The organism is Acidovorax sp. LjRoot118 (assembly GCF_964253575.1).
Lineage (GTDB): Bacteria > Pseudomonadota > Gammaproteobacteria > Burkholderiales > Burkholderiaceae_C > Acidovorax.
This window is the reverse complement of sequence record NZ_CAXURB020000001.1, coordinates 6,917,501-6,943,115: the sequence shown is the minus strand read 5'-3', so window position 1 is coordinate 6,943,115 and position 25,615 is coordinate 6,917,501. Positions and strand designations below refer to the sequence as shown.

21 protein-coding genes, 2 rRNA genes and 2 pseudogenes (1 of these 25 only partly in view) are annotated in these 25,615 nt (G+C 64.9%); 6 read left to right on the top strand and 19 right to left on the bottom strand.

All coding sequences use genetic code 11. The annotated features are described in order from the left end of the window. The first annotated feature begins 20 nt into the window (after positions 1–20). On the top strand, positions 21–689 hold the full coding sequence (locus tag ACSQ9E_RS32640) for a glutathione S-transferase family protein (RefSeq protein ID WP_436220288.1): 669 nt from the start codon (positions 21–23) through the stop codon (positions 687–689). Between the two features lie 6 nt (positions 690–695). On the opposite strand, the gene ACSQ9E_RS32635 is transcribed toward ACSQ9E_RS32640, so the two are convergent. The 4 genes from ACSQ9E_RS32635 to ACSQ9E_RS32620 all read right to left on the bottom strand — a co-directional run bounded on the left by ACSQ9E_RS32635 (position 696) and on the right by ACSQ9E_RS32620 (position 4,209). Next, entirely contained in the window at positions 696–2,111 is a 1,416-nt protein-coding gene (locus ACSQ9E_RS32635) for a patatin-like phospholipase family protein (RefSeq protein ID WP_436220151.1), read from the bottom strand. Between the two features lie 33 nt (positions 2,112–2,144). Next, complete coding sequence (locus ACSQ9E_RS32630) at positions 2,145–2,801, bottom strand: HAD family hydrolase (RefSeq protein WP_057201556.1); 657 nt, start codon at positions 2,799–2,801, stop codon at positions 2,145–2,147. Positions 2,802–2,833: 32 nt separating this feature from the next. Continuing rightward, the gene (locus ACSQ9E_RS32625) at positions 2,834–3,247 is read right to left on the bottom strand and encodes a YchJ family protein (RefSeq protein WP_436179868.1); all 414 of its coding nucleotides are present in this window, start codon (positions 3,245–3,247) and stop codon (positions 2,834–2,836) included. A gap of 257 nt (positions 3,248–3,504) precedes the next feature. Further along, the gene (locus ACSQ9E_RS32620) at positions 3,505–4,209 is read right to left on the bottom strand and encodes a DUF4197 domain-containing protein (RefSeq protein ID WP_436179869.1); all 705 of its coding nucleotides are present in this window, start codon (positions 4,207–4,209) and stop codon (positions 3,505–3,507) included. 150 nt (positions 4,210–4,359) lie between these two features. Between ACSQ9E_RS32620 and ACSQ9E_RS32615 the strand changes: the two genes are divergently transcribed. Then, complete coding sequence (locus ACSQ9E_RS32615; RefSeq protein ID WP_057201553.1) at positions 4,360–4,839, top strand: DUF421 domain-containing protein; 480 nt, start codon at positions 4,360–4,362, stop codon at positions 4,837–4,839. 6 nt (positions 4,840–4,845) lie between these two features. Here the strand turns inward: ACSQ9E_RS32615 and ACSQ9E_RS32610 are convergent, their stop codons facing one another. Then, positions 4,846–5,985 carry a hypothetical protein gene (locus tag ACSQ9E_RS32610; protein WP_436179871.1) on the bottom strand — a complete coding sequence of 380 codons (1,140 nt, stop codon included), beginning with the start codon at positions 5,983–5,985 and terminating at the stop codon, positions 4,846–4,848. Positions 5,986–6,246: 261 nt separating this feature from the next. Here ACSQ9E_RS32610 and ACSQ9E_RS32605 point away from each other — a divergent pair, with 261 nt between their 5' ends. The 3 genes from ACSQ9E_RS32605 to ACSQ9E_RS32595 are packed head-to-tail and all read left to right on the top strand — an operon-like array spanning position 6,247 to position 10,535. Further along, positions 6,247–6,912: a LuxR C-terminal-related transcriptional regulator gene (locus ACSQ9E_RS32605; RefSeq protein WP_436179872.1), complete on the top strand. Its 666-nt coding sequence runs from the start codon at positions 6,247–6,249 to the stop codon at positions 6,910–6,912. Continuing rightward, positions 6,912–8,738, top strand: a complete 1,827-nt coding sequence (locus ACSQ9E_RS32600; RefSeq protein WP_436179873.1) for an ATP-binding protein — start codon at positions 6,912–6,914, stop codon at positions 8,736–8,738. Before ACSQ9E_RS32605 ends, ACSQ9E_RS32600 begins: the two co-directional genes overlap by 1 nt. A gap of 15 nt (positions 8,739–8,753) precedes the next feature. After that, positions 8,754–10,535, top strand: a complete 1,782-nt coding sequence (locus ACSQ9E_RS32595; protein ID WP_428003382.1) for an ATP-binding protein — start codon at positions 8,754–8,756, stop codon at positions 10,533–10,535. A gap of 169 nt (positions 10,536–10,704) precedes the next feature. Here ACSQ9E_RS32595 and ACSQ9E_RS32590 read toward each other — a convergent pair whose 3' ends face one another. From ACSQ9E_RS32590 to ACSQ9E_RS32550, 9 genes are all read right to left on the bottom strand, one after another. Beyond that, positions 10,705–11,835, bottom strand: a complete 1,131-nt coding sequence (locus tag ACSQ9E_RS32590; protein ID WP_057201548.1) for an acyl-CoA dehydrogenase family protein — start codon at positions 11,833–11,835, stop codon at positions 10,705–10,707. Positions 11,836–11,884: 49 nt separating this feature from the next. Further along, positions 11,885–12,553 carry an SDR family oxidoreductase gene (locus ACSQ9E_RS32585; protein WP_057201547.1) on the bottom strand — a complete coding sequence of 223 codons (669 nt, stop codon included), beginning with the start codon at positions 12,551–12,553 and terminating at the stop codon, positions 11,885–11,887. Between the two features lie 33 nt (positions 12,554–12,586). Continuing rightward, entirely contained in the window at positions 12,587–13,627 is a 1,041-nt protein-coding gene (locus tag ACSQ9E_RS32580; RefSeq protein ID WP_436220150.1) for a DUF695 domain-containing protein, read from the bottom strand. Between the two features lie 71 nt (positions 13,628–13,698). Next, entirely contained in the window at positions 13,699–14,883 is a 1,185-nt protein-coding gene (locus tag ACSQ9E_RS32575) for an acetyl-CoA C-acyltransferase (RefSeq protein WP_436220149.1), read from the bottom strand. A gap of 79 nt (positions 14,884–14,962) precedes the next feature. Then, the gene (aceK, locus tag ACSQ9E_RS32570; protein ID WP_436220148.1) at positions 14,963–16,765 is read right to left on the bottom strand and encodes a bifunctional isocitrate dehydrogenase kinase/phosphatase; all 1,803 of its coding nucleotides are present in this window, start codon (positions 16,763–16,765) and stop codon (positions 14,963–14,965) included. Positions 16,766–16,800: 35 nt separating this feature from the next. Then, entirely contained in the window at positions 16,801–17,460 is a 660-nt protein-coding gene (gene can / locus ACSQ9E_RS32565) for a carbonate dehydratase (protein ID WP_305742313.1), read from the bottom strand. 39 nt (positions 17,461–17,499) lie between these two features. Beyond that, a complete protein-coding gene (locus tag ACSQ9E_RS32560; protein WP_436179876.1) occupies positions 17,500–18,690 on the bottom strand; it encodes an isovaleryl-CoA dehydrogenase in 1,191 nt (396 codons plus the stop codon). Positions 18,691–18,737: 47 nt separating this feature from the next. After that, the gene (locus ACSQ9E_RS32555) at positions 18,738–19,199 is read right to left on the bottom strand and encodes a PaaI family thioesterase (protein ID WP_436220147.1); all 462 of its coding nucleotides are present in this window, start codon (positions 19,197–19,199) and stop codon (positions 18,738–18,740) included. 54 nt (positions 19,200–19,253) lie between these two features. Beyond that, positions 19,254–19,649, bottom strand: coding sequence for a MerR family transcriptional regulator (locus ACSQ9E_RS32550; protein WP_436179878.1), 396 nt, complete (start codon positions 19,647–19,649; stop codon positions 19,254–19,256). Positions 19,650–19,766: 117 nt separating this feature from the next. Between ACSQ9E_RS32550 and ACSQ9E_RS32545 the strand changes: the two genes are divergently transcribed. Further along, a complete protein-coding gene (locus ACSQ9E_RS32545; RefSeq protein ID WP_436220146.1) occupies positions 19,767–20,885 on the top strand; it encodes an MBL fold metallo-hydrolase in 1,119 nt (372 codons plus the stop codon). Between the two features lie 186 nt (positions 20,886–21,071). On the opposite strand, the pseudogene ACSQ9E_RS32540 reads toward ACSQ9E_RS32545, so the two are convergent. From ACSQ9E_RS32540 to ACSQ9E_RS32520, 5 genes and pseudogenes are all read right to left on the bottom strand, one after another. After that, a pseudogene (locus ACSQ9E_RS32540) lies at positions 21,072–21,443 on the bottom strand (YciI family protein); the annotation flags it as partial. Between the two features lie 9 nt (positions 21,444–21,452). Then, the gene (locus ACSQ9E_RS32535) at positions 21,453–22,781 is read right to left on the bottom strand and encodes an IS4 family transposase (protein ID WP_436216982.1); all 1,329 of its coding nucleotides are present in this window, start codon (positions 22,779–22,781) and stop codon (positions 21,453–21,455) included. 101 nt (positions 22,782–22,882) lie between these two features. Further along, positions 22,883–22,966, bottom strand: a pseudogene (locus ACSQ9E_RS32530) (YciI family protein); the annotation flags it as partial. 212 nt (positions 22,967–23,178) lie between these two features. Then, positions 23,179–23,291, bottom strand: a 5S ribosomal RNA gene (gene rrf, locus ACSQ9E_RS32525). Between the two features lie 150 nt (positions 23,292–23,441). Next, positions 23,442–25,615: ribosomal RNA gene (locus ACSQ9E_RS32520) — 23S ribosomal RNA — on the bottom strand; it runs 705 nt beyond the window's last position.

The following is a 25,615-nucleotide window of genomic DNA, read 5'->3' as shown; positions in this document are numbered from 1 at the left end:
TACACTGAACCCCAATGCCGATGATCCACCTGTACCACTGCGTCAGCGCACGCTCGTTCCGTCCCCTGTGGATGCTCGAGGAGCTGCAGCTGCCGTACTCGCTGCACATGCTGCCCTTTCCTCCACGGCTGAAGGCGCGCAGCTTCCTGGAGCTCAACCCCCTGGGCACCGTGCCCCTGTTCGTGCAGGACGCCGTGCGCATGACCGAATCGGCCGCCATCTGCCAGTACCTGGCTGCCGCTCACCCCGATGCCGGGCTGGACGTGCGTGCCGTGGACCCGGCCTACGGTGCCTACCTCAACTGGCTGCACATGGGCGAGGCGACGCTGACCTTTCCCCAGACCCTGGTGCTGCGCTACGGTCGCTTCGAGCCCAAGGCACGCCAGCAGCCCCAGGTGGTCGAGGACTACCGCCGCTGGTTCCTGGCCCGCCTGCGCGCGGTGGAAACCGCCCTCGCCCATGGCGAGTACCTTTGCGCCGGCCGCTTCACCGCCGCCGATGTCTCGGTGGGCTATGCGCTGCTGCTGGCCGAGCACCTGGGCCTGTCGCCCGAGTTCGGCGAGCGCACGCTGATGTACTGGCATCGCCTGCAGCACCGCCCCGGCTACCAGCGCGCCATGGCGGCGCAGCTCGAAGCGGCAGAGGAGCAGGACGTGCCGACCACACCCGCTCCGGACACAAGACCCTGAGTCAGGCTACTGCGGCGCCCCTTGGGGTGCTTGGTACACCGGCAGCGATTTCACCAGCGCCCGGAACTCGGGCGAGTGCCGGAGCACACTGCCACCGGCCTCGATCAGGTCCGTGACCTCGTGCTGCTCGATGGAAAACGCCGTGGGGATCTGCAGCAGGCGCGGGCGCGCCACGTCGTCGGGCGAGTCGCGCAAATTGACCGACACCACGTGGATCTCGGCGTTCGGCGCGAACACGTCGCCGCCGCTGTGCGGACTCACGGCCAGGGTCTTGCGCCACTGCTCGGTGATGTCGCGCAGGTATTCCTGCGTCTCGCGTGTGGCGCGCGAGCCGGTGCCGAACAGAAGGGAATCCACCACCTGCAGCATGTCGGGCACCTTGTCGCTGGTGTCGATGTTGAACGAGGGGTCGCGCTCGGCGTTTACCGTGATCAGCACCAGCTTGCGGATGCTGCCCGGCGGGATACCCACCTCGCTGAAGCTCTCGCGCAGGCCGCCGCCGGCCAGCGCGCGGTCAAGCAGGCGCTGCACGCCAAGATTGTCAGACAACCCACCATCCACCAGGTGGATGTAGGGCTTGCGCCTGGCATCGAGGTAGCTCTGCTCGTTGACCCGGTACAGCCGCGAACGATAGTCCCCTGCATTGGCGCGCGCCAGGTGGCTCCCTGCGGGGCGGGTGGCGCACTGGTCCGCATGGTTCTTCAGCGTCATCGGGCTGAGCAGCAGCGGCACGGCCGACGAGGCGGCCACCGCGAAGGACAGCGGCACGGTGCGCAGGTCCGAGCAGATCAGCGCGAACTGGTCCCAGGTGAACTCGAAACCCGTGCCCAGCGACATGTCGGTGGCGGTGATGAACAGCTGCGGGTGGCGAGGGCGCCTTTCCACGTCGCCAAAGGTCTTGCCGGCATAGAGCTCGTCGAGCCGCCGCGCCAGCAGGTGGGTGCGGCCGAGCCAGGGCGAAGTCAGGTCCACCAGGTTGCCAGGGCGCAGGGCCTGGGTGATCAGGCTGTTCTGGAAGTTCTGGCGCAGGAACTCATGCTCGAAGCGCGGCAGCCCCTCGATGCCATGCGCCGCATAGTAGGCGGCCACGATGCTGCCGCCCGAGACGCCGCTGACCACATCGGTCGCGTCGAGCAGCGTGGTGCGCCGACCGTTCCACTCGAACACCGTGTTCTGCATCTCGGTGAGTACGCCGAAACCGAAGGCCGCCGCGCGCGCACCGCCGCCCGAGAGGGTGACTGCGACCAGGATGCTTGGATCGCGCTGGGACGGGCGCTGCGTGACCGCCTGCTCCTGCAGCGGCATGGGCTCATTGACCCAGGGGCGTACCGATGAGCATGCCGACAGCATCCCCATGGCAGCCAGCAGCGCGCCGCGACGCATCCACCGTTGCGTTCTCTCTCCCAGGCTTGCAGAGCGCATGCGTTCTCCCTTTTCCCGGATCGTAACGGACCTTCAGCAGCCCAGCAGCGCCGGCAGCTCAGCCATGCTGCGGAACACCTGCGACGCACCGGCCGCACGCAGGGCATCGTCGCCAATGCCCAGCGGCGCATAGGCAAACACGGTGGCGCCCGCCGCGACGCCGGCCGTCACGCCGATGGTCGTGTCTTCCACCACGGCGCAACGCGCCGGATCGGCCTGCAGCGCGGCGGCCGCGGCCAGGTACACATCGGGTGCCGGCTTGGTGTGGGGAACCTCGTGGCCGCTGAAGATACGCCCCTCGAAGTACGGCATGAGCCCCACCTTGACCAGCTGCATCTCCACCTTGAAGCGGTCGGCCCCCGAGGCGCAAGCGATGCGCCCGCCGTGGTGGGCGTGCACGCGCTCGATGGTGGGGTGGATGTGCTCGATGGCCACGAGGTGCTGGTCCAGCTCGGCATTGCGGCGGGCATAGAAGGATGCCATCCACTCGTCGGTCAGCGGCCGGCCGGTCTCGGCCTCGATGCGGGCAGTGGCGCTGCGCACCGTGCGGCCGATGAAATAGTCCATGCACTCTTCGTGCGTGATGGCCCAGCCCGCTTCGTTGAGCATGGTGCGCAGCACGCCGTTGGTGATGTGCTCGCTGTCGACGAGCACGCCGTCGCAGTCGAACAGGATGGCTTCGAAGGTCATGGATCAAGGCTCACAAAAAAGAAAGGAGTGGGTCATTGCTGGTCGCCATCGACATAGAACCAGCGCCCGTCCTCGCGCACGAAGCGGCTGGTCTCGTGCAGGCGCACGGCGCGGCCGCCCACGCGGTAGCGTGCGACGAACTCGACTTCGGCCATGTCCTCGCCCGTGCTGCGCTGGCTGCGCACCGTGAGGCCCAGCCAGCGTGCGCCGGGATCGAAGTCCAGTTGGGAAGGCCGGGTGCGCGGGTGCCAGGTGGCCTGCAGGTAGTCTGCCCGTTCGAGCACGAAGGCGCTGTAGCGCGAGCGCATGAGGCTGGGCGCATCGGGCGCAGGCGCGGTGTCGAAATGGTCGACATAGCGGCCGCAGCATGCGGCATAGGCCAGGGGTTGCTGGCGCGCGTTGGTCTGGCCGCAGGAGCAGGCGTTGGTGGGTTCAGGGGATGCCATGGGTTTTAGACTGCCATATCAGTTATCCACAATGCTGGGAATCACCCGCAGCGCATGAAACTGGCGCGGCCAAGGCCAGCGCCCCCGTGCAAGGGCCGCCCCGCCGCACCGAGGGCGTCCCCCTCCCAGATTGCGAAGCAATATGAGAGAGGGGCTGAGGGCCGCGGCTCCAAGCCTGCCTGCGCAGGCTTGGACGTGCCCGAAGAGCGGCCGCCCCTGGCGGACGCACCGAGGCGCGAAGCGACTCAAGGGGTGCTTCATTTCATTGCGCCAAATACCTTCTTGACCAAGGCACTGCCGGCGGCCGCAGGGTTCTGGCGAATGCGGCGCTCCTCCTCACCGATCATGAGGTACAGGCCATCGAGCGTGCGCCCGGTGACGTATTGGGCCAGGTTGGCATCCTCGGCCTTGAGCAGGCCGAAGCTGGCGGCCTTGCCGGCGAAGGCGTTGTACTTCTGCGTGAGGCCGACCTTCTCGGTGGCCTGGTTCACCACGGGCAGGAAGCGCTCGCCCAGCGCAGTGCGCGTCTTCTCGGCAAAAAAGGCCGTCACCGAGGTTTCGCCACCGGTCAGGATGTTCCTCGCGTCGGTCACGCTGATATTCTTGACGGCCTGCACCAGCAGGTCCTGGCCCAGTGGCACGGCAGCCTCGGCAGCGCGGTTGATGGAGGTGACCAGCTCGTCGATGCGCCGCCCCTGGCCCAGCGACTTCATGACCTTGGCGGCATCGTCCAGGGTGCCCGGCAGCCCGATGCGCACGCGCGGGTTGCCCAGGAAGCCATCGGGCCGGCCCAGGGAGGCGATGGCGGCCTGCACGCCCTGCGACAGGGCCGCCTTCAGGCCGCCCGAGGCATCGGCGGCCGACAGATCGCCCAGCGACAGGGCCTGCACGTTGCTGGCGTAGGCCAGCAGCAAGGTGCCCAGGGCGCCCAGGCTGGCTTGGTGGAATTCGCGACGCAGCATGCGTGGCCTCTCTGATCAAACACGATTAAAAATCAGGTCATCCACCCAGGCCTGCCGGCCTGCGTGGAAGCGCGATGGTGTCCGATTTTCGCCGACACTCGCACGCCGTAGACTGGCACGCATGAATATCACCACCCGAGGAGTCGAACCATGTGGGAAATGAGCGTGCCCTGGTGGGAGTTTGTGCTGCGCGGGGTCCTGGTCTACGTGTTTCTGCTGGTCTTCCTGCGGCTCACGGGCAAGCGCCAGACGGGGCAGTACGCGCCGTTCGACCTGGTGCTGCTGCTGATCCTGTCCAACGCCGTGCAGAACTCGATGAACGCGGGCGACAACTCGCTCATCGGCGGACTCATCTCGGCCAGCACCCTCATGGGCTGCCATGTGGTGCTGGCCAACCTGACCTTCCGCTTCGCCTGGCTGGAGCGCCTGATCGACGGCAAACCGCGCGTGCTGGTGGACCAGGGCAAGGTGCACACCGAGCTGATGCACAAGGAACTGCTCTCCACCGACGACCTGGAGGCCGCCCTGCGCGCCAGCGGCTGCCTGCACCTGCACGAGGTGGAGCGTGCCACCATCGAAACCAACGGGCAGATCACCGTGGTGCTGCGCAAACGCGACAGTGCCGGTTGAACCGCGTCAGCGCGGCGTATAGCACTTGCCGGCCGCAATGGCCGCAGTGACGGCAGGCCCCAGGCTGGCGGCATCGGGGAAGGCCGATGGCGTGGCCGTGTCCTCCAGCAGACACAGGTGGTTGGCCTTGCGCACCAACACCATTTTGGTCGGCCCCATGCTCGTGGCGATGTAGCGCCGGTTGCCCCAGAAAGCCGCAAGCTCGGCAGTGGCCTCGGTTCGCTCCTGCTCGAATGAGAACGTGCCGTTCAATGGGCCTGAGGACGCGGTGCCAGCGCCATCGCATTGGGGGCTGCGGTAAGACACCATTCCAGCGCCTACAGAAACAGAATTGCCGGAGCGTGAGAGGCGCCACAGATCCCGCAGCCCGGCCGATGCGCCGGTCACGGGCAGGCATTGGTCCTGCTCCCATGGGCCTTCGGACAAGGTGGCAAGAGGGGCACACCGCACCGCCACGCTGTCCACGCTGGTGGCAGCCACCGATCCGAAGCCGTTGCGCACCACGCAGCCTGAACCGGCGGGCGCAGTCTTCACGGTGATCGCGTACACCGCACCATCGACCAATGCCTTGGTGAAGGTGAAACCTCCATCCGCTGAAACGGTCAGGTCTTCACTGCCGCCATTGGTCAGTACCACCGACTGACCTGCTGATAGCCCGCTTGCCATACCGCCCAGCGTGTAGGTTGCTGCAGGCAGATTCACGCAATCGACCAGTACGCTGGCAACAGTGGAGGACAGCGTGCCTGCACCCTGCGAGACGGAGCACTGCTGGCCGGTGGGATGGGTCTTGATGGTGACGGCATAACTGCTGCCCGCAGGCCAACTGGCGGCCATCACGAAGCTGCCGTTGGCCCCCACCGTGAAATCGTCCGCGCCCTGGTTCTGCAACACCAGCGTCTGGCCGGCGGCCAAGCCGGTGACGGTGCCGCCCACCGTGTAGTGCACCGGCGCTGGCGGCGGTACGGACGGGCCCGGTGGCGTTGGAGTGGAGGGGTCGGGCGCAGCCGGGCTGTCGGCCCCACCACCACCGCCGCAGCCGCACAACAGGACAGCAGCCAGTCCCAGCGGCGCAAAGTGCCAGACAGCACGGGTATTCAAGTGGAAAGAACCGGGGACAACGCGCCGCGCGCGGGAATGAACAGACATGGGCAGCTCCTCTCAAGATGGTGGGAGCTCTGGGCGCATGGCATGCACTCTGGCCCCACCTGGTTGGTGTGCTGCCAGTGTCCAATCACCAGGTGCAATGGGCTGGTGATGCGGATCACCAGCAGTGCCCCGGGACCAGGTCCTCAAGGTATCAGGATGTAGCCACGCCTTTGCCAACCCTACTCCGGTAGGGTTTGCGCCGCACCCATCTTGCGGAACACTTGGCAGAATTTGCCTGCCACAGCGGTCTCCCCCCACCCAATGCCTCCAACGTCCCCCTACGCCATCATTCTTGACGACCATCCCCTGGTGGCGCGCGGGGTTGCAGAGTTCCTGCGTTCGCTGCGCCCTGACATGGAAATGCGGCTGGCCACCGATGCGGCCGACTGCCTGCAGCAGGTGGAGGTGCATGGGGCACCGGCGCTGGCCCTCATCGACTTCTGGCTGGTGGAAGGCGCGGCCCTGGGCCTCATTGCGCAGCTGCGTGCCAGTTGCCCCGGCACCGCCATTGCGGTGATGAGCGGCGATGACGACCCGCTCCTGGCCGAACGCGCCCGCGCAGGCGGAGCACATGGCTTTGTGCACAAGCAGGAGAGCCCGGGCACGTTTGCCCAGGCCGTGCATGCGCTGTTGGGCGGGCTGACCTGGTTCGTGCCCGCAGGGCGCGTGCAGCCCGGCGGGCTGCGCAGCCGCGAGCTGCCGGTGACCCCGGCCGAGCTGGGCCTGTCCGCACGCCAGGGGGAGATCCTTGCACTGGTGCTGCTCGGCCAGCCCAACAAGCGCATCGCGCTGGACCTGGCCTTGTCGGAGAGCACGGTGAAAGAACACATCACCGCCATCCTGCAGCGCCTGGGCGCGCGCAACCGCATCGAGGCCATCACCCAGCTGCGCGGGCGCAGGCTGGTCTTGGCAGGACCTGCGGGCTGATGGCCTCGCCGGCGGCAGCGCCCTCGGCCGAGTGGTCCGACGACGCCCCCATCAGCATGGAGGGGCGCGCCCGCCTGCTGCAGATGACCTTTGGCCTTCTGCTCACCAGCATCTTCGTGCTGCCGCTGCTGGCACTGACGCTCACGCTGTTCTATGCGCAAGGGCACGATGCGCGCTGGATGTGGGCATGGTGCGGCTTCTACGCCCTGTTTGCCGGGGTGATGGTCGTGCAGCGGCGCCTGCATCTGCGCGACCGCAAGCGCCTGGATGCCGAGGCATTGGTGCGCAAATGGAAGCCCCGGCTCGAAACATGCGCCTTGCTGCACGGAGCGGGCATCACCGCGCCCATGGCCATCGTGGCGGGCCACGCGAGCTACGACTTCGCACTGTTGCTGCTGGTGACCAACGCCGCCATCATCGTCGGCAACGCCACACTCCAGACACCCGTGCTCAGCGTGTTCATGCGCTTGTTCATGGCGGGCTGGAATGCATCGCTGCCCCTCCTGATCTGGTTGTTTCCGGACCATTGGCCTTTCATCCTGCCGTTGGCGCTGCTGCACAGCCTGATCATCTACCGCCACGCACATACGACGCACCGCTTCTTCGTGCAGCAGATCCGGCTGGAGGAACGCGGCGCGCAGATGGCGGCGCGCTACCTGGCGGCACGTGATGAAGCCCAGGCGGCCCTGGAAGAGAAGAACCGCTTTTTGAGCACTGCCGCGCACGACCTGCGCCAGCCCGTGCACGCCATGGGCCTGCTGGCCGAAGCCATTGCACGGCGCAACCGCGATGGGGGCCTGGATGCGCCCCTGGCCGACCTGCAGCGCAGCGTGCGCTCGGTGAACCTGATGTTCAACTCGCTGCTGGACCTGTCGCGCATCGAAAGCGGCCATGTGACCGCGCATGCCGGTCCCGTGGCGCTGGATGCGCTCTTCGACGATGTGCTCGCGCTGTTTCGCGAGGAGGCGCGCACGCGTGGCCTGCTGCTGCGCGTGCGCCCACCAGGCCCCCAGGCCGCCGCTCTGGCCGATGCGGACCTGCTGCGCCAGTCGGTCGTGAACCTGGTGCACAACGCATTGCGCTACACCGTGCGCGGCGGCGTGCTGCTCACCGCCCGCCCGCGCCGCGGGGGCTGGCAGATCGAGGTATGGGACACCGGTGTGGGCGTAGCCCTGGAGGACCAATTGCGCATCTACTCGCCCTTCTACCGCCCGCGGAACGCCTGGAACATCGACAACAACGGCCACGGCCTCGGCCTTGCCGTCGTCGCGCGCTGCGCCAAGCTCATGGGTGCGGACTATGGGCTGGTCTCGCGCCTGGGCAAGGGGTCTCGGTTCTGGCTGCACCTGCCCCATGCCACCCTGGTCGAGAGCGACCCCCAGCAGGCACGCTACAGAGGCCTGGCATGGGACGCAGGCGAGGGCAGCGGCCGACCCGACCTGAGTTCGCTGGCGGGCACCTGCATGGTCATCGACGACGACCCGCAGGTGGCCGCAGCCTGGTCAGCGCTGTTGCAGGCCTGGGGCATCGACGCCCGCTTTGCCAGCTGTGCCAGCGAGGCCTGGGACCTGGTGGACGGCGGCTTTCGCCCCCGCGCCATCCTGTGCGACCAGCGCCTGCGCTCGGGCGAGAGCGGCTTCGACATCCTGCGGGCGCTTATGGCGCACTGCCCCGACGCCTATGGCGCCATGGTCAGCGGCGAACTGCATTCGCCCGATCTGCAGGAGGCCGAGAACCAAGGCTACCTGGTGCTGTCCAAGCCGCTCGATGTGGTCCGGCTGCACGCCGTGCTGGCCCAGTGGCTGGCGCCCCGGTACAGCCACTGACGAAGCCCGTTGCGCATGGACACGCCAGAGCACCTGTTGGAAACCAGCACGCCCAGCGACGAAGGCCGTTTGAGGCTGCTCAGTGCCGCCTTTGCCCGCCTGCGCCTGAGCATGATGGCCATGCCCTCCATGGGCCTGCTGTTCGGAGGACTTTTGGCCTGGCTGGGCGGAAACCCCGTGGGGCTTTTCGTGTGGGGGGCACTTTACCTGCCGGCCTTGTGGGCCGTATGGCGGCTGCATCGCCGCTACCTGCGGGATCAGTCGGAACGCAAGGCCATGGAGGTGCTCGCCACCTGGCAGCCACGCTTGCAATGGCTCGCGCTGGGCCACGGAGGGGCCCTGTCCCTGTTGGTCGCGCTGTCCATCACGGGTGCGACCTATGACTTCATGCTGCTGCTGCACACCACCCTCATGGGGATCGCAGCCGTCAATGCGGCGCAGATGACCGCTCACTGGGGCATCTATCGCGCGCTGTTCTTCGGCATGGCCTGGAGCCTGGCGCTTTTGCCCTGGTCGTTTCCGGGACACTGGTATTTCATCCTGCCCATGACGCTGGTGATGAACCTGGTGATCTACCGCAGTGCCTTCCATGCGCACCGCTTCTTCGTGCGCCAGATCGTGCTCGAGGAGCGCAGCCGGGACCTGGCCGAGCGCTACCTCCGGGCCAGCCGCGCCGCAGAGACGGCCCTGGCGGAGAAAAACCGCTTTCTGAGCACCGCCGCGCACGACCTGCGCCAGCCCGTGCATGCGATGGGCCTGCTGGCCGAAGCCATTGCCCTGCATGGCCAGGGCATCCCGCGGCTGGAGGGCCTGCTAACGCAGTGGCGGCTCAGCATGCGCTCGGTGAGCCACATGTTCGATGCCTTGCTGGACCTGTCGCGCATCGAGTCGGGCGCGGTGGAACTGCGGCCCGCACCCGTAGCACTGGCCAGCTTGTTCGATGACCTGCAGACCCAGTTCTCCACGGAAGCGGCGGCCAGGCGCCTGGCACTTCGCCTGCACCGGCCGCCCCATGAGGCCACGGTGCTGGCCGACCCTGCGCTGGTGCGCCAGTCACTGGCCAACCTGGTGCACAACGCGCTGCGCTACACGCCGCACGGCGGGGTGCTGGTGGGCGCGCGGCGGCGTGGCCAGCACTGGCGCATCGAGGTGTGGGACACCGGGGTGGGGGTGGCCCTGGAAGAGCAGGGCCAGATCTACCAGGCCTTCTACCGCCCCCACCACGCATGGGAGCTGCACCGCAGCGGGCATGGCCTGGGACTGGCCGTGGTGGCACGCTGCGTGGCACTGATGGGCGCCCGCCAGGGCCTCCAATCCCAGCTCGGAAAGGGCTCGTGTTTCTGGATCGAGCTGCCTGCCACCGAGGCGCCGCCGCTGTCCGCCCAGTTGGCGCCGATGGGCGCGCAAGGGCGCCACGGCCCGCTGCAGGGGCGCTGCCTGGTACTGGACGATGACCCGCAGGTACTGGGAGCCTGGTCGGCCCTGCTCGGCACCTGGGAGGTGGAAGTGCGCCTGGCCTCCAACGCGGGCGAGGCCTTCGCCCACATCGAAGCCGGGTTCACGCCGCAGGCCATTCTGTGCGATCAGCGGCTGCGCTCGGGGGAAAGCGGCTTCGAGGTGCTGCGAGCCCTGCTGGAGCGATACCCCGATGCGCACGGCGCCATGGTCAGCGGCGAGTTCGATGCGCCCGAGTTGCAGGAGGCCGACGCGCAAGGCTACCTGGTGCTGCGCAAGCCGGTCGACGCCGCCACGCTGCACGCCCTGCTGGCGCAGTGGCTGCGGCCCACCGGCGCGTGAGCGCGACTCAGAGGCTGGGAATTTTTTGGCCGTGTCCGAAGTGCGCGTCAAAACGCCTCGGATCTAGGCGCAAAGCACAGCCATAGCTCGGGCTATGGCGAGCATTTGTAACAACGAGCCGGGGTGTTTTGGCGGGCAAGGCGGGCATGGACGAAAGATTCTCAGCCTCTTAGGCCAGGGCGCGTTGGATGATGATCTTCTGCACGTCGCTCGTGCCTTCGTAGATCTGGCACACGCGCACATCGCGGTAGATGCGCTCGACCGGGAAGTCATTCACCACGCCATAGCCGCCCAGGGTCTGGATGGCGGCGCTGCAGACGCGCTCGGCCATCTCGCTGGCGAACAGCTTGGCCATGGCCGCCTCCTTGAGGCAGGGGCGCCCGGCATCGCGCAGCGCGGCGGCATGCCAGATGAGCTGGCGCGCGGCCTCGATCTGCGTGGCGCATTCGGCCAGGCGAAAACCCACCGCCTGGTGGTTGAAGATGGCCGTGCCAAAGCTCTCGCGCTCCTTGGAATAGGCCAGCGCCGCATCGAAGGCGCTGCGCGCCATGCCCACGCTCTGCGCGGCGATGCCGATGCGCCCGCCTTCGAGCGCCCCGAGGGCGATCTTGTAGCCCTCGCCCTCGGCGCCGATCAGGTTCTCGGCCGGGATGCGGCAGTTGTCGAAGTTGATCTGCGCCGTGTCGCTGCTGTGCTGGCCCAGCTTGTCTTCCAGGCGCGCCACCACGTAGCCGGGGTTGTCGGTGGGCACGAGGAAGGCGCTCATGCCCTTCTTGCCCGCGCCCTTGTCGGTCACGGCGATGACGATGGCCACATGGCCGTTCTTGCCGCTGGTGATGAACTGCTTGACGCCGTTGATCACGTATTCGTCGCCCTGGCGCACGGCAGTGGTGCGCAACGCAGAGGCGTCGGACCCCACATGTGGCTCGGTCAGGCAGAAGGCGCCCAGCATGCGGCCCTGGGCCAGCGGCGTGAGCCAGTCCTTCTTCTGCTGCGCATTGCCATAGCGCATGAGGATGGCGTTGACGGGGCAGTTGGTCACGCTGATGGCGGTGCTGGTGCCACCGTCGCCCGCAGCGATCTCTTCGAGCACCAGGGCCAGGGTCACGTAGTCGAGGTTGGCGCCGCCCAGCTCTTCGGGAACGCAGATGCCATAGGCACCTAACGCGGCCAGGCCCTGGTGCGCCTCTTTGGGAAAGTGGTGCTCCCTGTCCCAGCGCCCCGCGTGGGGCCACAGTTCGGCCTGTGCAAAATCGCGCACGGCGTCGCGGATCATTTCCTGGTCTTGGGTCAGCAGCATGGGGTCTCCGAAAGCACTTGTTGTTGGAAAGGAAGAAAGGCGGGCACGGCTACCAGTGATCAGCACGCCGGCCGTCATGGTGCAGCAGGCGCCCCTTGTCGGCACCGGTCACGCTGGCCAGGGTGGCACGCATGCCGCGCACGCTCTCCTGCACCGTGAGCGGGGCCTCGCCGCCGCCCATCTCGGTCTGCACCCAGCCGGGGTCGATGGTGACGAGGGTGGCGCCCGGGTAGTCGTGCTGGGCCGAGGCCACGGCCATGTTGAGGGCGGCCTTGCTGGTGCGGTAGAGCCAGGAGTCGCTGTCGTCCACGCTGCCGATCTGCGACATGGAACTGGACACGAAGGCGAACACGCCCTGCGCGTCGGCCACCATGGGCGCCACCTGAGGCAGGGCCTGCATGGCGCCCAGCACGTTGGTGTGCATGACGGCGTCAAAATCCTGCTGCGTGGGCGGCGTGAGCGCGTTGGGCCTGCGGATCACGCCCGCCACGTACAGCGCCAGGTCGATCTTCTCGCCGTCGAGCAGCCAGGACAGGCCGCTCACGCTGGCGGGGTTGGCCACGTCCACCGTGAGCGGCTGGGCCCCCAGTGCCTGCAGGCGCTCACGCCCGGCGTCGTCGCGCGCGGTGGCGATCACGCGGTCGCCGGCCTCCACGTACTGGCGCGCCAACTCCAGGCCGATGCCGCGCGATGCGCCGATGATGAGAATCGTTGCCATGGGATGGGAATCCTTGTCAGATGAAAGCGCTGGTCAGTGGATGGCGAACTCGAAATAGCCCGACCAGGCGGGATCGAAGCTCGTGGTGGTCTCCAGCGAGGCGGCCTCATCGCGCAGCAGCAGCGGCGCCAGTGCCTGCTTGGCCAGCTGTTCATCGCCCACGTAGTACACGGCCTTGCGGCGCCCGCTGCGGGTCATGGTGTAGGCCAGGATGCCCAGCTGCGACAGTTCCAGCAGGGTGGCCGCCTGATCGTGCAGGTCCTGCGCAACCTGGAGCTCGTCGCGGTCACCGACGGGCATGTCCAGCGTGAGGGCATAGGCCAGGTCGGCGCGCATCGCGACCGGGTTGGCACTGCGGTTGACCATCACCAGCGCCGTGTCCTGCGGCTCGCCGGCGTCTTCGTCGTCCGACCCGCCAAAGGCCAGGGTCATGCCCCCCCAGACATGCTCGCCGCTGGGAAAGTCGCCGGTGCGCCCCAGGGTTTCGCTCCAGTAGCGGTCGAATACGGGGGGCAGCAGGCTGAGCGGGGTCCACTCGGCATCCGGGTCTGCGGACTCGTCTACGAAGTCCACGGCACCGACCTTCACGGCAAAGTCATACTCACCCAGCACATGGTCGATCATGATGAAGGCCATGTTGCGCGCATGGTCCTGAAAATCCTGCGGGATCTCGCGGCCGAAACGGATCTCGAGCGCTGCCTGGCCGTCGTCCTGGCTGCAGGCGATCAGCACCTCGGAGGTGGACAGCTCGAAGCCGTCCATGCCGATGGGAAAGTCCGGCTGCTGCGTGCGCTCGCGGAACGCCCGCAGGGTGTGGTGCTGCAGCCGGGGCGCGGCGGCCACCACCTGCATCAGGAGGGGAAAGCATTCGATGCTGCCGTGGGCGGTGACGATCATGTCCACCACCGCATCCCCGTCGCCACCGGACATCTCCAGCGCCAGGCCTTCCAGGTGCCGCTCCAGCAGCACATTGCCCTCCTCCACACGTTCGCGCAAAGGCATGGCATGCAGGGCAGCCTCGGTGTCGGCGAACTCGCGCCAGAAGGCGGTGATGGCGGCGGTGCTGGATTCCATGGCAGCGTGCTCCGGGGCGGAGGATGGTGGTGGCGAAGTCGCTATTGTTGGCCGAATATGCCGGGCTGAAATCAGACCAGTTCCAGCGCCATGGCCGTGGCCTCGCCGCCACCGATGCACAGCGTGGCCAGGCCCTTGGTGAGGCCCCGGGCCTTGAGCGCATGGATCAGCGTGACCATGATGCGCGCGCCGCTGGCACCGATGGGGTGGCCCAGGGCGCAGGCGCCGCCGTTCACGTTGACCTTGTCGTGCGGCAGGTCGAGCTCTTTCATCAGCGCCATGGGCACCACGGCGAAGGCCTCGTTGATCTCCCACAGCTGCACGTCGCCGACGGCCCAGCCGGCCTTGGCCAGCGCCTTCTGCGTGGCGCCCAGGGGGGCGGTGGCGAACCACTCGGGCTCCTGCGCGTGCGTGGCATGGCTCACGATGCGGGCGATGGGCTTGCAGCCGAGCTTCTTGGCCGTCGATTCGCGCATCATCACCAGCGCGGCGGCGCCGTCGTTGATGCTGGAGCTCGATGCGGCGGTGATGGTGCCGTCCTTCTTGAAGGCGGGCTTCAGGCTGGCGATCTTTTCGAGCTTGACCTTGCCCGGGCCTTCGTCCACCGACACCAGGGTCTCGCCCGCACGGGTCTTGACGGTGACGGGCACGATCTCGGCCGCGAACGCGCCGGACTCGGTGGCGGCCTTGGCGCGCTGCACGCTGGCGGTGGCGAACGCGTCCTGCTGCTCGCGCGTGAACTGGTACTTGGCGGCGCAGTCTTCACCAAAGGTGCCCATGGAACGGCCGGCCTCGTAGGCGTCTTCCAGGCCGTCGAGCATCATGTGGTCGAAGATGCGGTCGTGGCCCAGGCGGTAGCCGCCGCGGCCCTTCTGCAGCAGGTAGGGGGCGTTGGTCATGCTCTCCATGCCGCCGGCCACCATCACGTCGTGCGTTCCGGCCAGCAGCATGTCGTGCGCCATCATCGCGGCCTTCATGCCCGAGCCGCACATCTTGGACAGCGTGACCGCGCCCGCGCCTTTGGGCAGGCCGCCCTTGAACGCCGCCTGGCGCGCAGGCGCCTGGCCCTGGCCGGCCATCAGGCAGTTGCCGAACAGCACTTCGCCCACGGCGTCGGGCGCGACACCGGCGCGCTCCATGGCGGCCTTGATCGCGGCGCCACCCAGGTCATGGGCGGACAGGCTGGAAAAATCGCCCTGCAACGAGCCCATGGGGGTGCGTGCGGCGCCGACGATGACGATGGGGTCCTGGTTCATGGTGTTGTCTCCTGAAAGGTGGGGGGGGGTGAATCGCTAGGGTTGCGGTGGGGTGCCACGCGCTGCACGGGCAGGCCCGTCAGTCGCGCGGCGCGCCTGTGAAGCGGCGGTCGATGTCGTAGGGGAACACGTCGTACACATGGCCAGCCTGGATGCGCTCCTTGTGCGACTGCCAGAAGGCGGCGTCCAGCAGGTCGCTGTGGTGCTGCATGAACACGGCGCGCACAGCGTCGTTGCCCAGCAGGAAGGGGCCAAAGGTCTCTGGAAACACGTCGCGCGGACCCACGGCGTACCAGATCTCGCCGCTCATTTCTTCCTCTTCGTTGCGCGGCGCGGGCACGCGGCGGAAGTGGCAGTCGGTGAGGTATTCGATCTCGTCGTAGTCGTAGAACACGACCTTGCCGTTGCGCGTGACGCCGAAGTTCTTCCACAGCATGTCGCCCGGGAAGATGTTGGCGGCCACCAGGTCCTTGATGGCGTTGCCGTACTCAATCACGCTGTGCTCCATCTGCTGGCGCGCACGGGGGTCCGACAGGCCGGTGTCAAAGGCCTCCTGCAGGTAGATGTTGAGCGGGATCATGCGCCGCTCGATGTACAGGTGCTTGATGATGACCTCGGTCTGGCCATCGCCGTCGCGGTCGCTGATTTCGAGCTGGCTGGGCGCGAACTTCTGGATCTCGGCGATCAGCTCGTCGTCGAAGCGGTCGCGGGGAAAGGCCACCTCACTGTATTCGAGCGTATCGGCCATGCGGCCCACGCGGTCGTGCTGCTTGACCAGGAGGTACTTGGCCTTGATCTGCTCGCGCGTGGTTTCCTTCTGGTGCGGAAAGAAGTCCTTGATGAGCTTGAACACGAAGGGGAAGGATGGCAGGTCGAACACCAGCATGACCATGCCCTTGATGCCGGGCGCAATGCGAAAGCGGTCGCTCGAATGCTTGAGGTGGTAGAGGAAGTCGCGGTAGAACAGCGTCTTGCCCTGTTTGGCCAGGCCCAGGGCGTTGTAGATCTCGGCGCGCGGCTTGCGCGGCATGAGGCTGCGCAGGAACTGCACGTAGGCGCTCGGGATCTCCATGTCCACCATGAAGTAGGCGCGCGCAAAGCTGAACAGCATCTGCAGATCGTCCTCGCCGAACAGGGCCGCGTCGATATACAGGCGGCCCTCGTCGTCGTGCAGGATGGGCAGGGCGAACGGCACTTCCTGGAAGCCGTTGATGATCTTGCCCACCACGTAGGCGCCCTTGTTGCGAAAGAACAGGCTGGCCAGCACCTGGATCTGGAAATTGGCGCGCAGGCGCACCTTGTCCAGGCGGCCCTGCATGGCGCGCAGCACATGGCCGGTGTCGCGCGGCAGGTCGGCGAAGCTGCCCTGCAGTTGGAAGTTGTCGATGATGCGGGTGAGCGTGTCGTGCAGGCTCTCGCGCGAGGGGTAGTAGGCGCGGTAGGTGGGCCGGGCGGCGGGCTCTTCGTTCTCGATGTACTCGGTGCTGACCGCGGGCCGCACGAAGATGAAGTCGTTGTGGAAGTGCGTGCGGTGCAGGATCTTGCAGGTCACCGAGTTGAAGAAGGTCTCGGCCAGCTCGGGCTGGTGGTGGTTGACCAAGAGGCCGATGTAGTGCAGCTTGACCTGGTGCCAGACGTCCATGGGCTGGGTGCCGGCGTCGTATTCCTTTTCGAGCCGGCGCACGCACTCCTTGACGCGCAGGTCGTAGAACTCGATGCGCTCGCGCTGGGCGCGCTGCTGGCCATGCCAGTCGGCGGTCTCGAAGCGGTGCTTGGCACGCGCGGACTCGGTGCGGAACAGGCGGTAGTGGCGGTTGAAGCCATCCATCATCGCCTTGGCGATGTCGTACGCCTGAGGCGAGTCGAGTCGTTGCGGGAACATGGGCTGCCTACCGATCCTGCAGGGGGCCTGTGGGCTCAGCCCCGCCGGGTGGCGGCTACGCCGGCGATGGCGGCCCTGTACAGCGAGTCCAGGCCCTCGGTGCCGGCGATGGTCATGTGCAGGTCGTTGATGAGCCCGTCCTTGAGGCCATAGCACCAGCCGTGCAGGGTGACCTTGTCGCCGCGGCCCCAGGCGTCGAGCATCACCGTGGTCTGTGCGATGTTGACCACCTGCTCGATGGCGTTGAGCTCGCACAGCACATCGTGGCGCCACTCGGGTGCGGTGGCGGCAATCAGCTCACGGTGGCGGTCGCGCACGTCCTGCACGTGGCGGATCCAGTTGTCGGCCAGGCCCACGCGCGTGCCCTCCAGCGCGGCCAGCACGCCGCCGCAGCCGTAGTGGCCCACGACCATGAGGTGCTCGATGTGCAGCTGGTCCACCGCGTACTGGATGGTGGACAGGCAGTTCAGGTCGGTGGGCACGACCACGTTGGCCACGTTCCGGTGCACGAACACTTCGCCCGGCTCCAGCCCGGTGATCTGGTTGGCTGGCACGCGGCTGTCGGAGCAGCCGATCCACATGTACTTGGGCTTTTGCTGTGCCAGCAGGCCGGTGAAGAAGCCAGGGCGTTCACGCTCCATCTGGGCCGCCCATGCGCGGTTGTGGACAAACAGGTCTTCGATGGATGTGGGCATGGGTTTCTGGCTCTCAATAAGGTCAATGGGCCTGCCGTTTCAGCAGGTCTCGGCAAACAGCTCCCGGCCAATCAGCATGCGGCGGATCTCGCTCGTGCCCGCGCCGATCTCGTACAGCTTGGCATCACGCCACAGGCGCCCCAGGGGGTACTCGTTGATGTAACCGTTGCCGCCGAAGATCTGCACGCCCTCACCCGCCATCCAGGTGGCCTTCTCGGCACACCAGAGAATGACGCTGGCGCAGTCCTTGCGGACCTGGCGCACATGGTCGGTCCCCAGCATGTCCAGGTTCTTGGCCACGGTGTAGGCAAACGAGCGCCCCGCCTGGAGCACGGTGTACATATCGGCCACCTTGCCCTGAATGAGCTGGAATTCGCCGATGCTCTGGCCGAACTGCTTGCGGTCGTGAATGTAAGGGATGACGTTGTCCATCACCGATTGCATGATCCCCAGGGGGCCTCCGGTCAATACCGCGCGCTCGTAGTCCAGCCCGCTCATGAGCACCTTGGCGCCCTGGTTCAGGCCGCCCAGGATCTGCGAGGCCGGCACCTCGACGTTGTTGAACACCAGCTCGCCCGTGTGGCTGCCACGCATGCCCAGCTTGTCGAGCTTTTGCGCCACGCTGAAGCCGGGCATGCCCTTTTCGATCAGGAAGGCGGTGACGCCGCGCGCGCCCAGCTCAGGCTCTGTCTTGGCATAGACCACCAGGGTGTCGGCGTCGGGGCCGTTGGTGATCCACATCTTGCTGCCGTTGAGCAGGTAGTAGCCGCCCTTGTCCTCGGCCTTGAGCTTCATGCTGATCACGTCGGAGCCGGCGCCCGGCTCGCTCATGGCCAGCGCACCCACATGCTCGCCACTGATCAGCTTGGGCAGGTACTTGGCTTTCTGCGCCTCGCTGCCGTTGCGGTTGATCTGGTTCACGCACAGGTTGCTGTGCGCGCCGTAGGACAGGCCGACGGAAGCGCTGGCACGCGAGATCTCCTCCATGGCCACCATGTGCGCCAGGTAGCCCATGGCGGCACCTCCGTACTGCTCGGGCACGGTGATGCCCAGCACCCCCAGTTCGCCCATCTTGCGCCACAGGTCCATGGGGAACTGGTCATTCTTGTCCACCTCGGCGGCGCGCGGGGCGATCTCGGCCTGGGCGAAATCGCGCACGGCGTCGCGCAGCGCGTCGATGTCTTCGCCCAGCTGGAAGTTCAGGCCTGGCAGGTTGGCGGGGATGCTCATGGTTTGTCTCCTGGTAGGAAGTAATGCGGATTCGGGGTACGAACGTCTCAGTTACGGATGTTGTCTCGGCCGGTCACGGCCATCAGCGTGCAGCCCATGGTGGCCACCAGCTTGTCGCCCTGGGCGCTCAGGGCATAGGCGCGCCCTTCGGTCACGGTGATGGTGCGGCCGGGCTTGAGCACCCGGCCTTCCATGCGAAAGCGCTCGCCCTGGGCAGGGGCCAGCAGGTTGATCTTGAATTCGATGGTGAGCACTGACGCATCGTCGCCCATCAAAGTGAACCCCGCATAGCCGCAGGCGGAATCGAGCGCTGTGGCGACCATGCCGGCATGCAGGAAACCGTGCTGCTGCGTGAGGCTGGCAGCCCAATCGAACTCGATGTCCACCGCACCCGGCTTGATGCGGGCCAGGCGCGCACCCAGCGTCTGCATGGCGCCCTGCAGCGCAAAGCTGTCTCTCACGCGGTCCGCATAGCGCGGGCTTCTTACCTCGAAAGCTGGGCTGGTCACGGCAGGTTCCTGGAAGGAAATTTGATTGACGTTTACGTAAACGTCAATTATGGCTCATTTTTGCTTCTCCACCTTGTCTAGCAGTGCCCGGGCCTCCTGCTCGTGCTCTTCCACCTCTTCCAGGTTGGCCTGCAGGTCGGCCAACTGCTCCTCCAACTGCTTGCGGTGCACGCCCAGCACCTCGAGGAATTTGCGCAGTTGCGCGCCCGTGTCGCGCGGACTGTCGTAGAGGTCGATGATCTCCTTGGCCTCGGTCAGCGACAGGCCCAGGCGCTTGGCGCGCAGGGTCAGTCGCAGCCGCGTGCGGTCGCGCGCGCTGTACATGCGGTTGCGCCCGGCCGGGCCGGTGCGCTGGGGCTGCAGCAGCCCCATGTCTTCGTAGAAGCGCATGGCTCGCGTGGTGAGGTCGAACTCTTTGGCGAGGTCACTGATGGTGTAGGAGGTGGCCATGGGGCAGTCGGGAGAATGCAGGTTTCGCACTGGCGACAGTCGCTTCGCGAACCGTCCCTACAATGCAGTGAATCTGACGTTTACGTTAACGTCAATGCTAACCCAAGCAGGCACCGCATGAACCCCCTCGAACACCAAATCACCTACCCCATGGGCGACACCCTTCCCGCACCCGGGGTGGCGATGGACGTGGCACCAGGGGTGCGCTGGATCCGCATGGGGCTGCCGTTTGCGCTGGACCACATCAACCTGTGGCTGCTGCGCGACCGCCAGCGCGTGGGCAACACCCTGGTGGACGGCTGGACGGTGGTGGACTGCTGCATCGACAACCCGCTCACGCGCGCGCAGTGGGAGGACGTGTTCGCCTCCAGCCTGGACGGGCTGCCCGTGCTGCGTGTGATCGTGACGCACATGCACCCTGACCACATCGGCCTGGCGCACTGGCTGTGCGCGCGCTGGAATGCACGCCTGTGGATCAGTGCCACCGACTACTACGCTGCACGCGCAGCGATAAGCAGCCGCGACGGATTCAGTGGCGAGGCCGGGACCGACTTCTACACCTCGCACGGTGCGCGTGACGAGGCGTTCCTCAGCCATGTGCACGGCCGTGGCTCCTACTACCACTCGCTGGTGCCGGACCTGCCCACCACCTACCGGCGCATGATGGACGGCGATGCCATCGAGATCGGTGGGCGCACCTGGAACTGCATCAGCGGCTATGGCCATGCGCCCGAACATATCGCGCTGCACTGCCCCGGGCTGTCGGTCTTGATCAGCGGCGACATGGTGCTGCCGCGCATCTCCACCAATGTGAGCGTGCATGCGGCCGAGCCCGAAGCCGACCCACTGCGGCTGTTTCTCAGCTCGATTGCGCGCTACCTGGACCTGCCAGCGGATACGCTGACCCTGCCTTCGCACGGCAAGCCCTTTACCGGCATGCACGTGCGCATAGGGCAGCTGCAAAGCCACCACCAGGACCGCTTGCAGGAAATCCTGGAGGCCAGCCGCACCGGCCCGCTGTCGGCCACCGACGTGCTGCCTGTGATGTTCAAGCGCCCGCTCGACCCGCACCAGATGACCTTTGCGCTGGGCGAGGCGCTCGCCCACCTGCACTTGCTGTGGCTCGATGGGCGCTTCGACCGGGTGATGGACGTCGAAGGGGTGTACCGCTTCGGACCGGCAGGGTCCCTTGCCGCTGCAGATCAGCAGGAGACGGCCAGCGCCGCCGTAGCCTAAAGCGAAGGTAAAGGCGCCGGCCGCTCAGAGGCTGGGAATTTTTTGGCCGTGTCCGAGGGGTGCGTCAAAACGCCTCGGATCCAGGCGCAAAGCACAGCCATAGCTCGTGCTATGGCGAGCATTTGCAACGACGATCCGGGGTGTTTTGGCGTGCAAGGCGGGCATGGACGAAAGATTCTCAGCCTCTCAGGCGTCCTGTTGCCGCTGTTGTTCCTCGATCTGGATGCGCAGGCGCTCTTCCTGCGCGCGCAATGCGGGCGTGAATTCGGCGCCGAAGTCCTCGGCGTCGAAGATCTGCCGGATCTCGACCTCGGACTCCCCCAGCATCGGATTCGGGCAGCGCTTGAGCCAATCGATGGCCTCCTGCAGCGAGGCGCACTTCCAGATCCAGAAGCCAGCAATCAACTCCTTGGTTTCCGCAAAAGGGCCATCGATCACCTGGCGTGCCTGGCCGGAAAAGCGCACACGGGCGCCCCTCGAACTGGGGTGCAGCCCGTCACCGTTCAGCATCACACCCGCCTGGACCAGTTCTTCGTTGAAACGGCCCATCTCGGCAATGCCGCTCAGTTAACCCTGAGCGGTATTTTTCTTGACGGGATACTGGGTCTTGGACATTCGAACCTCACGCGGATACCGCCTGTGGGACCTGCGAGGCGGCAGCACGAAGCGGCGGATGTTCTTTCTCATGGCTGCGAGCTTGGCCGGGATGGCCCCAGGAGTGCGCGAGCCTGAACTCCACAGCCACTCATCCACGATGTAGCGCAGCGCCGTGACGAAGCTGACTCGGCAGGGCTCGACTTTGGCCTCGTCTGCGATGCGTGTGATCTCCAAGCGGATCAGGTTGTACATCAGCAAAGTCGCCCACAACTCTTGCTTGACCCCATCGGGCTGCTGGCTGCGCAACGTCATCGCCTGGCCCAGCATGTCCGTCTTCATCTCCCCGTAAGCCAGCTCGATCTCCCAGCGCTCGTGGTACAGCGCGAATACTTCATCGGCCTTGTAACGCGCAGCGTCTGCCAGGGAGGTGAACACGGTCCTGGATTTGCCATCAAGCTCGCGTGTGATGGCCCGTACCTCCCACGTGAGCGGCAAGCCGGGGTCTTTCTTGCGAGCTTGGGGCGAGACCTTCATGCGCAAGCTCACATCGCCAGGGCCATGCGTTTGCACCACCTCACCCCTGAGTCCCGCACGTGCAGGGATCAGCCAGTGGCGCCCCTGGCGGTGCTGCAGCGGCCACAGCAGGCCAGCCGAGTAAAAGCCTTTGTCCACCATCACCAGCGAGTTCGGCGGCAACTGCGGCCACAGGCGTTCAGCCAAGGTGTACTCACTTGTGTCGTAGGCATCCAGGCTGGCATCTACCAACAAACGTGCTCTGGCATCGAGCAGGCAGGCCATGCGCACCAGGGGGAAGGGACTTTGGTGGTCTGGGTGGTTGCGCTGGCAGCCAAAGTGCTGGCGGTTGTCTTGCGTGTCGGGGGTACGCCAGACCACGCCATCAAGCGCGTACAGCGCCAAGCCTTGCCAGCGGTGGCGACCGGCCTCCTGGTGCGCCCAATGTGCAGCGGTGTGTCGAAACAGCCATTGCAGGGGCTCACTGCCCAGCCGTTGGCGCGCTTGGCTCAGCGCGCTGGAGCTGATGGGCTCATCGTGCTGCCCAGGCAGTGCCAACTCCAGTACCTCGGCCACGTTCACTATGGAACGGTCTCTGAGCAAGGCCACACCCAATACCAGCCAAAGTGCCTGCTCCATGGGCAATCGCCGCTTGCGCAGTGTTGCCACGCCACTCATCTGCAGGGCCTGTTCAATCCACTGTTGGGGTACGCTGCTTTGAACTACGCCCCATTGCTCGGGGGTTGCGAAGTCGTGGGTATCGCTCAGGTACTCTTGCAGCAGCATTGGCTATCGCTTGACCGCTATGGCCAAAGCTCGATTGATTGAAGTCTGCACTGTACAAACAACAAAGACCCCGAAGGGGCTTTGCTTAACTTACTGGCATTGCCCATCTCGGCCATCAGCTGTTCGCTGGGCATCACGCCGGCTTCGCTGTTGGCATCGGCCTTGATCAGTACCATGAATCGCATCGGGATCTCCTCGTGGGGTGGGAAAGTCAGAGCGCACCAAGGCTCTTTCTGCACGACGGATGATGGACTGCCATTTCGACAGCAATGGTGAAATTTCGTACGGCCATGGCGCCCTGGCGTGAAATGCCGGCACCGGCAACAGCCATGATTCGCCGGCCCAAACGCAAAACCCCCCAGTCCTTTGGAGACTGAGGGGATTTGGGGCTATAAGAGCCTGACGATGACCTACTTTCACACGGGAACCCGCACTATCATCGGCGCAAAGTCGTTTCACTGTCCTGTTCGGGATGGGAAGGAGTGGTACCAACTTGCTATGGTCATCAGGCATAACTTGGAGTCGACTTGCTCTTGGAGCAAGACAACGAATTCATAGAGTGGAATCAGATTTTATGTGTTTTGACTGCGTCAACTTGGCATAACAATCTTCGAAGCTTGCACACATCCATGAAGGAGCGTACACGGCTATCAAAGTTATAGGGTCAAGCCTCACGAGCAATTAGTATCAGTTAGCTTAACGCATTACTGCGCTTCCACACCTGACCTATCAACGTCCTGGTCTTGAACGACTCTTCAGGGGGCTCAAGGCCCCGGCAGATCTCATCTTGAAACGAGTTTCCCGCTTAGATGCTTTCAGCGGTTATCTCTTCCACACTTAGCTACTCGGCAATGCCACTGGCGTGACAACCGATACACCAGAGGTGTGTCCACTCCGGTCCTCTCGTACTAGGAGCAGGCTTCCTCAAATCTGCAGCGCCCACGGAAGATAGGGACCAAACTGTCTCACGACGTTTTAAACCCAGCTCACGTACCTCTTTAAATGGCGAACAGCCATACCCTTGGGACCGGCTACAGCCCCAGGATGAGATGAGCCGACATCGAGGTGCCAAACACCGCCGTCGATATGAACTCTTGGGCGGTATCAGCCTGTTATCCCCAGAGTACCTTTTATCCGTTGAGCGATGGCCCTTCCATACAGAACCACCGGATCACTATGTCCTGCTTTCGCATCTGCTCGACTTGTCAGTCTCGCAGTTAAGCACGCTTATGCCATTGCACTATCGTCACGATGTCCGACCGTAACTAGCGTACCTTCGAACTCCTCCGTTACGCTTTGGGAGGAGACCGCCCCAGTCAAACTGCCTACCATGCACTGTCCCCGATCCAGATAATGGACCTAGGTTAGAACCTCAAACACACCAGGGTGGTATTTCAACGTTGGCTCCATGACATCTAGCGACATCACTTCAAAGCCTCCCACCTATCCTACACAGATCTGTTCAAAGTCCAATACAAAGCTACAGTAAAGGTTCATGGGGTCTTTCCGTCTTTCCGCGGGGAGATTGCATCATCACAAACATTTCAACTTCGCTGAGTCTCAGGAGGAGACAGTGTGGCCATCGTTACGCCATTCGTGCAGGTCGGAACTTACCCGACAAGGAATTTCGCTACCTTAGGACCGTTATAGTTACGGCCGCCGTTTACTGGGACTTCAATCAAGAGCTTGCACCCCATCATTTAATCTTCCAGCACCGGGCAGGCGTCACACCCTATACGTCCACTTTCGTGTTTGCAGAGTGCTGTGTTTTTATTAAACAGTCGCAGCCACCGATTTTTTGCAACCCCGTTGGGCTCCCTCTGTTCGAGTTCACCTACTTGGGGCATACCTTCTCCCGAAGTTACGGTATCAATTTGCCGAGTTCCTTCTCCTGAGTTCTCTCAAGCGCCTTAGAATACTCATCTCGCGCACCAGTGTCGGTTTGCGGTACGGTCGTGTGTAGCTGAAGCTTAGTGGCTTTTCCTGGAAGCAGGGTATCACTCACTTCGTCTGCAAGCAGACTCGTTATCACCCCTCATCTAAGCCCGGCGGATTTGCCTACCAGGCACGACTACAGGCTTGAACCAACATATCCAACAGTTGGCTGAGCTAACCTTCTCCGTCCCCACATCGCACTACACATCGGTACAGGAATATTGACCTGTTTCCCATCAGCTACGCATCTCTGCCTCGCCTTAGGGGCCGACTCACTCTACGCCGATGAACGTTGCGTAGAAAACCTTGCGCTTACGGCGAGGGGGCTTTTCACCCCCTTTAACGCTACTCATGTCAGCATTCGCACTTCTGATACCTCCAGCATCCGTTACCAGACACCTTCACAGGCCTACAGAACGCTCTCCTACCACGTGCAATAAATTGCACATCCGCAGCTTCGGTAACTGGCTTAGCCCCGTTACATCTTCCGCGCAGGACGACTCGATCAGTGAGCTATTACGCTTTCTTTAAATGATGGCTGCTTCTAAGCCAACATCCTGACTGTTTTAGCCTTCCCACTTCGTTTCCCACTTAGCCAATTTTAGGGACCTTAGCTGGCGGTCTGGGTTGTTTCCCTCTTGAGTCCGGACGTTAGCACCCGGTGCTCTGTCTCCCAAGCTGTACTCGTCGGTATTCGGAGTTTGCATAGGTTTGGTAAGTCGCCATGACCCCCTAGCCTAAACAGTGCTCTACCCCCGACGGTAATACTTGAGGCACTACCTAAATAGTTTTCGGAGAGAACCAGCTATTTCCAAGTTTGTTTAGCCTTTCACCCCTATCCACAGCTCATCCGCTAGTTTTGCAACACTAGTCGGTTCGGACCTCCAGTACCTGTTACG

Bases quoted from the DNA above. Each gene is read 5' to 3' on its own strand.
- ACSQ9E_RS32560 (WP_436179876.1), bottom strand. From the start codon at position 18,690: ATGAGCATCCCCGCCAACCTGCCAGGCCTGAACTTCCAGCTGGGCGAA.
- ACSQ9E_RS32585 (WP_057201547.1), bottom strand. From the start codon at position 12,553: ATGGCAACGATTCTCATCATCGGCGCATCGCGCGGCATCGGCCTGGAG.
- ACSQ9E_RS32535 (WP_436216982.1), bottom strand. From the start codon at position 22,781: ATGCTGCTGCAAGAGTACCTGAGCGATACCCACGACTTCGCAACCCCC.
- ACSQ9E_RS32600 (WP_436179873.1), top strand. From the start codon at position 6,912: ATGGCCTCGCCGGCGGCAGCGCCCTCGGCCGAGTGGTCCGACGACGCC.
- ACSQ9E_RS32605 (WP_436179872.1), top strand. From the start codon at position 6,247: ATGCCTCCAACGTCCCCCTACGCCATCATTCTTGACGACCATCCCCTG.
- ACSQ9E_RS32640 (WP_436220288.1), top strand. From the start codon at position 21: ATGATCCACCTGTACCACTGCGTCAGCGCACGCTCGTTCCGTCCCCTG.
- ACSQ9E_RS32625 (WP_436179868.1), bottom strand. From the start codon at position 3,247: ATGGCATCCCCTGAACCCACCAACGCCTGCTCCTGCGGCCAGACCAAC.
- aceK (WP_436220148.1), bottom strand. From the start codon at position 16,765: ATGTTCCCGCAACGACTCGACTCGCCTCAGGCGTACGACATCGCCAAG.
- ACSQ9E_RS32610 (WP_436179871.1), bottom strand. From the start codon at position 5,985: ATGTCTGTTCATTCCCGCGCGCGGCGCGTTGTCCCCGGTTCTTTCCAC.
- ACSQ9E_RS32595 (WP_428003382.1), top strand. From the start codon at position 8,754: ATGGACACGCCAGAGCACCTGTTGGAAACCAGCACGCCCAGCGACGAA.
- ACSQ9E_RS32580 (WP_436220150.1), bottom strand. From the start codon at position 13,627: ATGGAATCCAGCACCGCCGCCATCACCGCCTTCTGGCGCGAGTTCGCC.
- ACSQ9E_RS32550 (WP_436179878.1), bottom strand. From the start codon at position 19,649: ATGGCCACCTCCTACACCATCAGTGACCTCGCCAAAGAGTTCGACCTC.
- ACSQ9E_RS32630 (WP_057201556.1), bottom strand. From the start codon at position 2,801: ATGACCTTCGAAGCCATCCTGTTCGACTGCGACGGCGTGCTCGTCGAC.
- ACSQ9E_RS32590 (WP_057201548.1), bottom strand. From the start codon at position 11,835: ATGCTGCTGACCCAAGACCAGGAAATGATCCGCGACGCCGTGCGCGAT.
- can (WP_305742313.1), bottom strand. From the start codon at position 17,460: ATGCCCACATCCATCGAAGACCTGTTTGTCCACAACCGCGCATGGGCG.
- ACSQ9E_RS32615 (WP_057201553.1), top strand. From the start codon at position 4,360: ATGTGGGAAATGAGCGTGCCCTGGTGGGAGTTTGTGCTGCGCGGGGTC.
- ACSQ9E_RS32620 (WP_436179869.1), bottom strand. From the start codon at position 4,209: ATGCTGCGTCGCGAATTCCACCAAGCCAGCCTGGGCGCCCTGGGCACC.
- ACSQ9E_RS32545 (WP_436220146.1), top strand. From the start codon at position 19,767: ATGAACCCCCTCGAACACCAAATCACCTACCCCATGGGCGACACCCTT.
- ACSQ9E_RS32635 (WP_436220151.1), bottom strand. From the start codon at position 2,111: ATGCGCTCTGCAAGCCTGGGAGAGAGAACGCAACGGTGGATGCGTCGC.
- ACSQ9E_RS32575 (WP_436220149.1), bottom strand. From the start codon at position 14,883: ATGAACCAGGACCCCATCGTCATCGTCGGCGCCGCACGCACCCCCATG.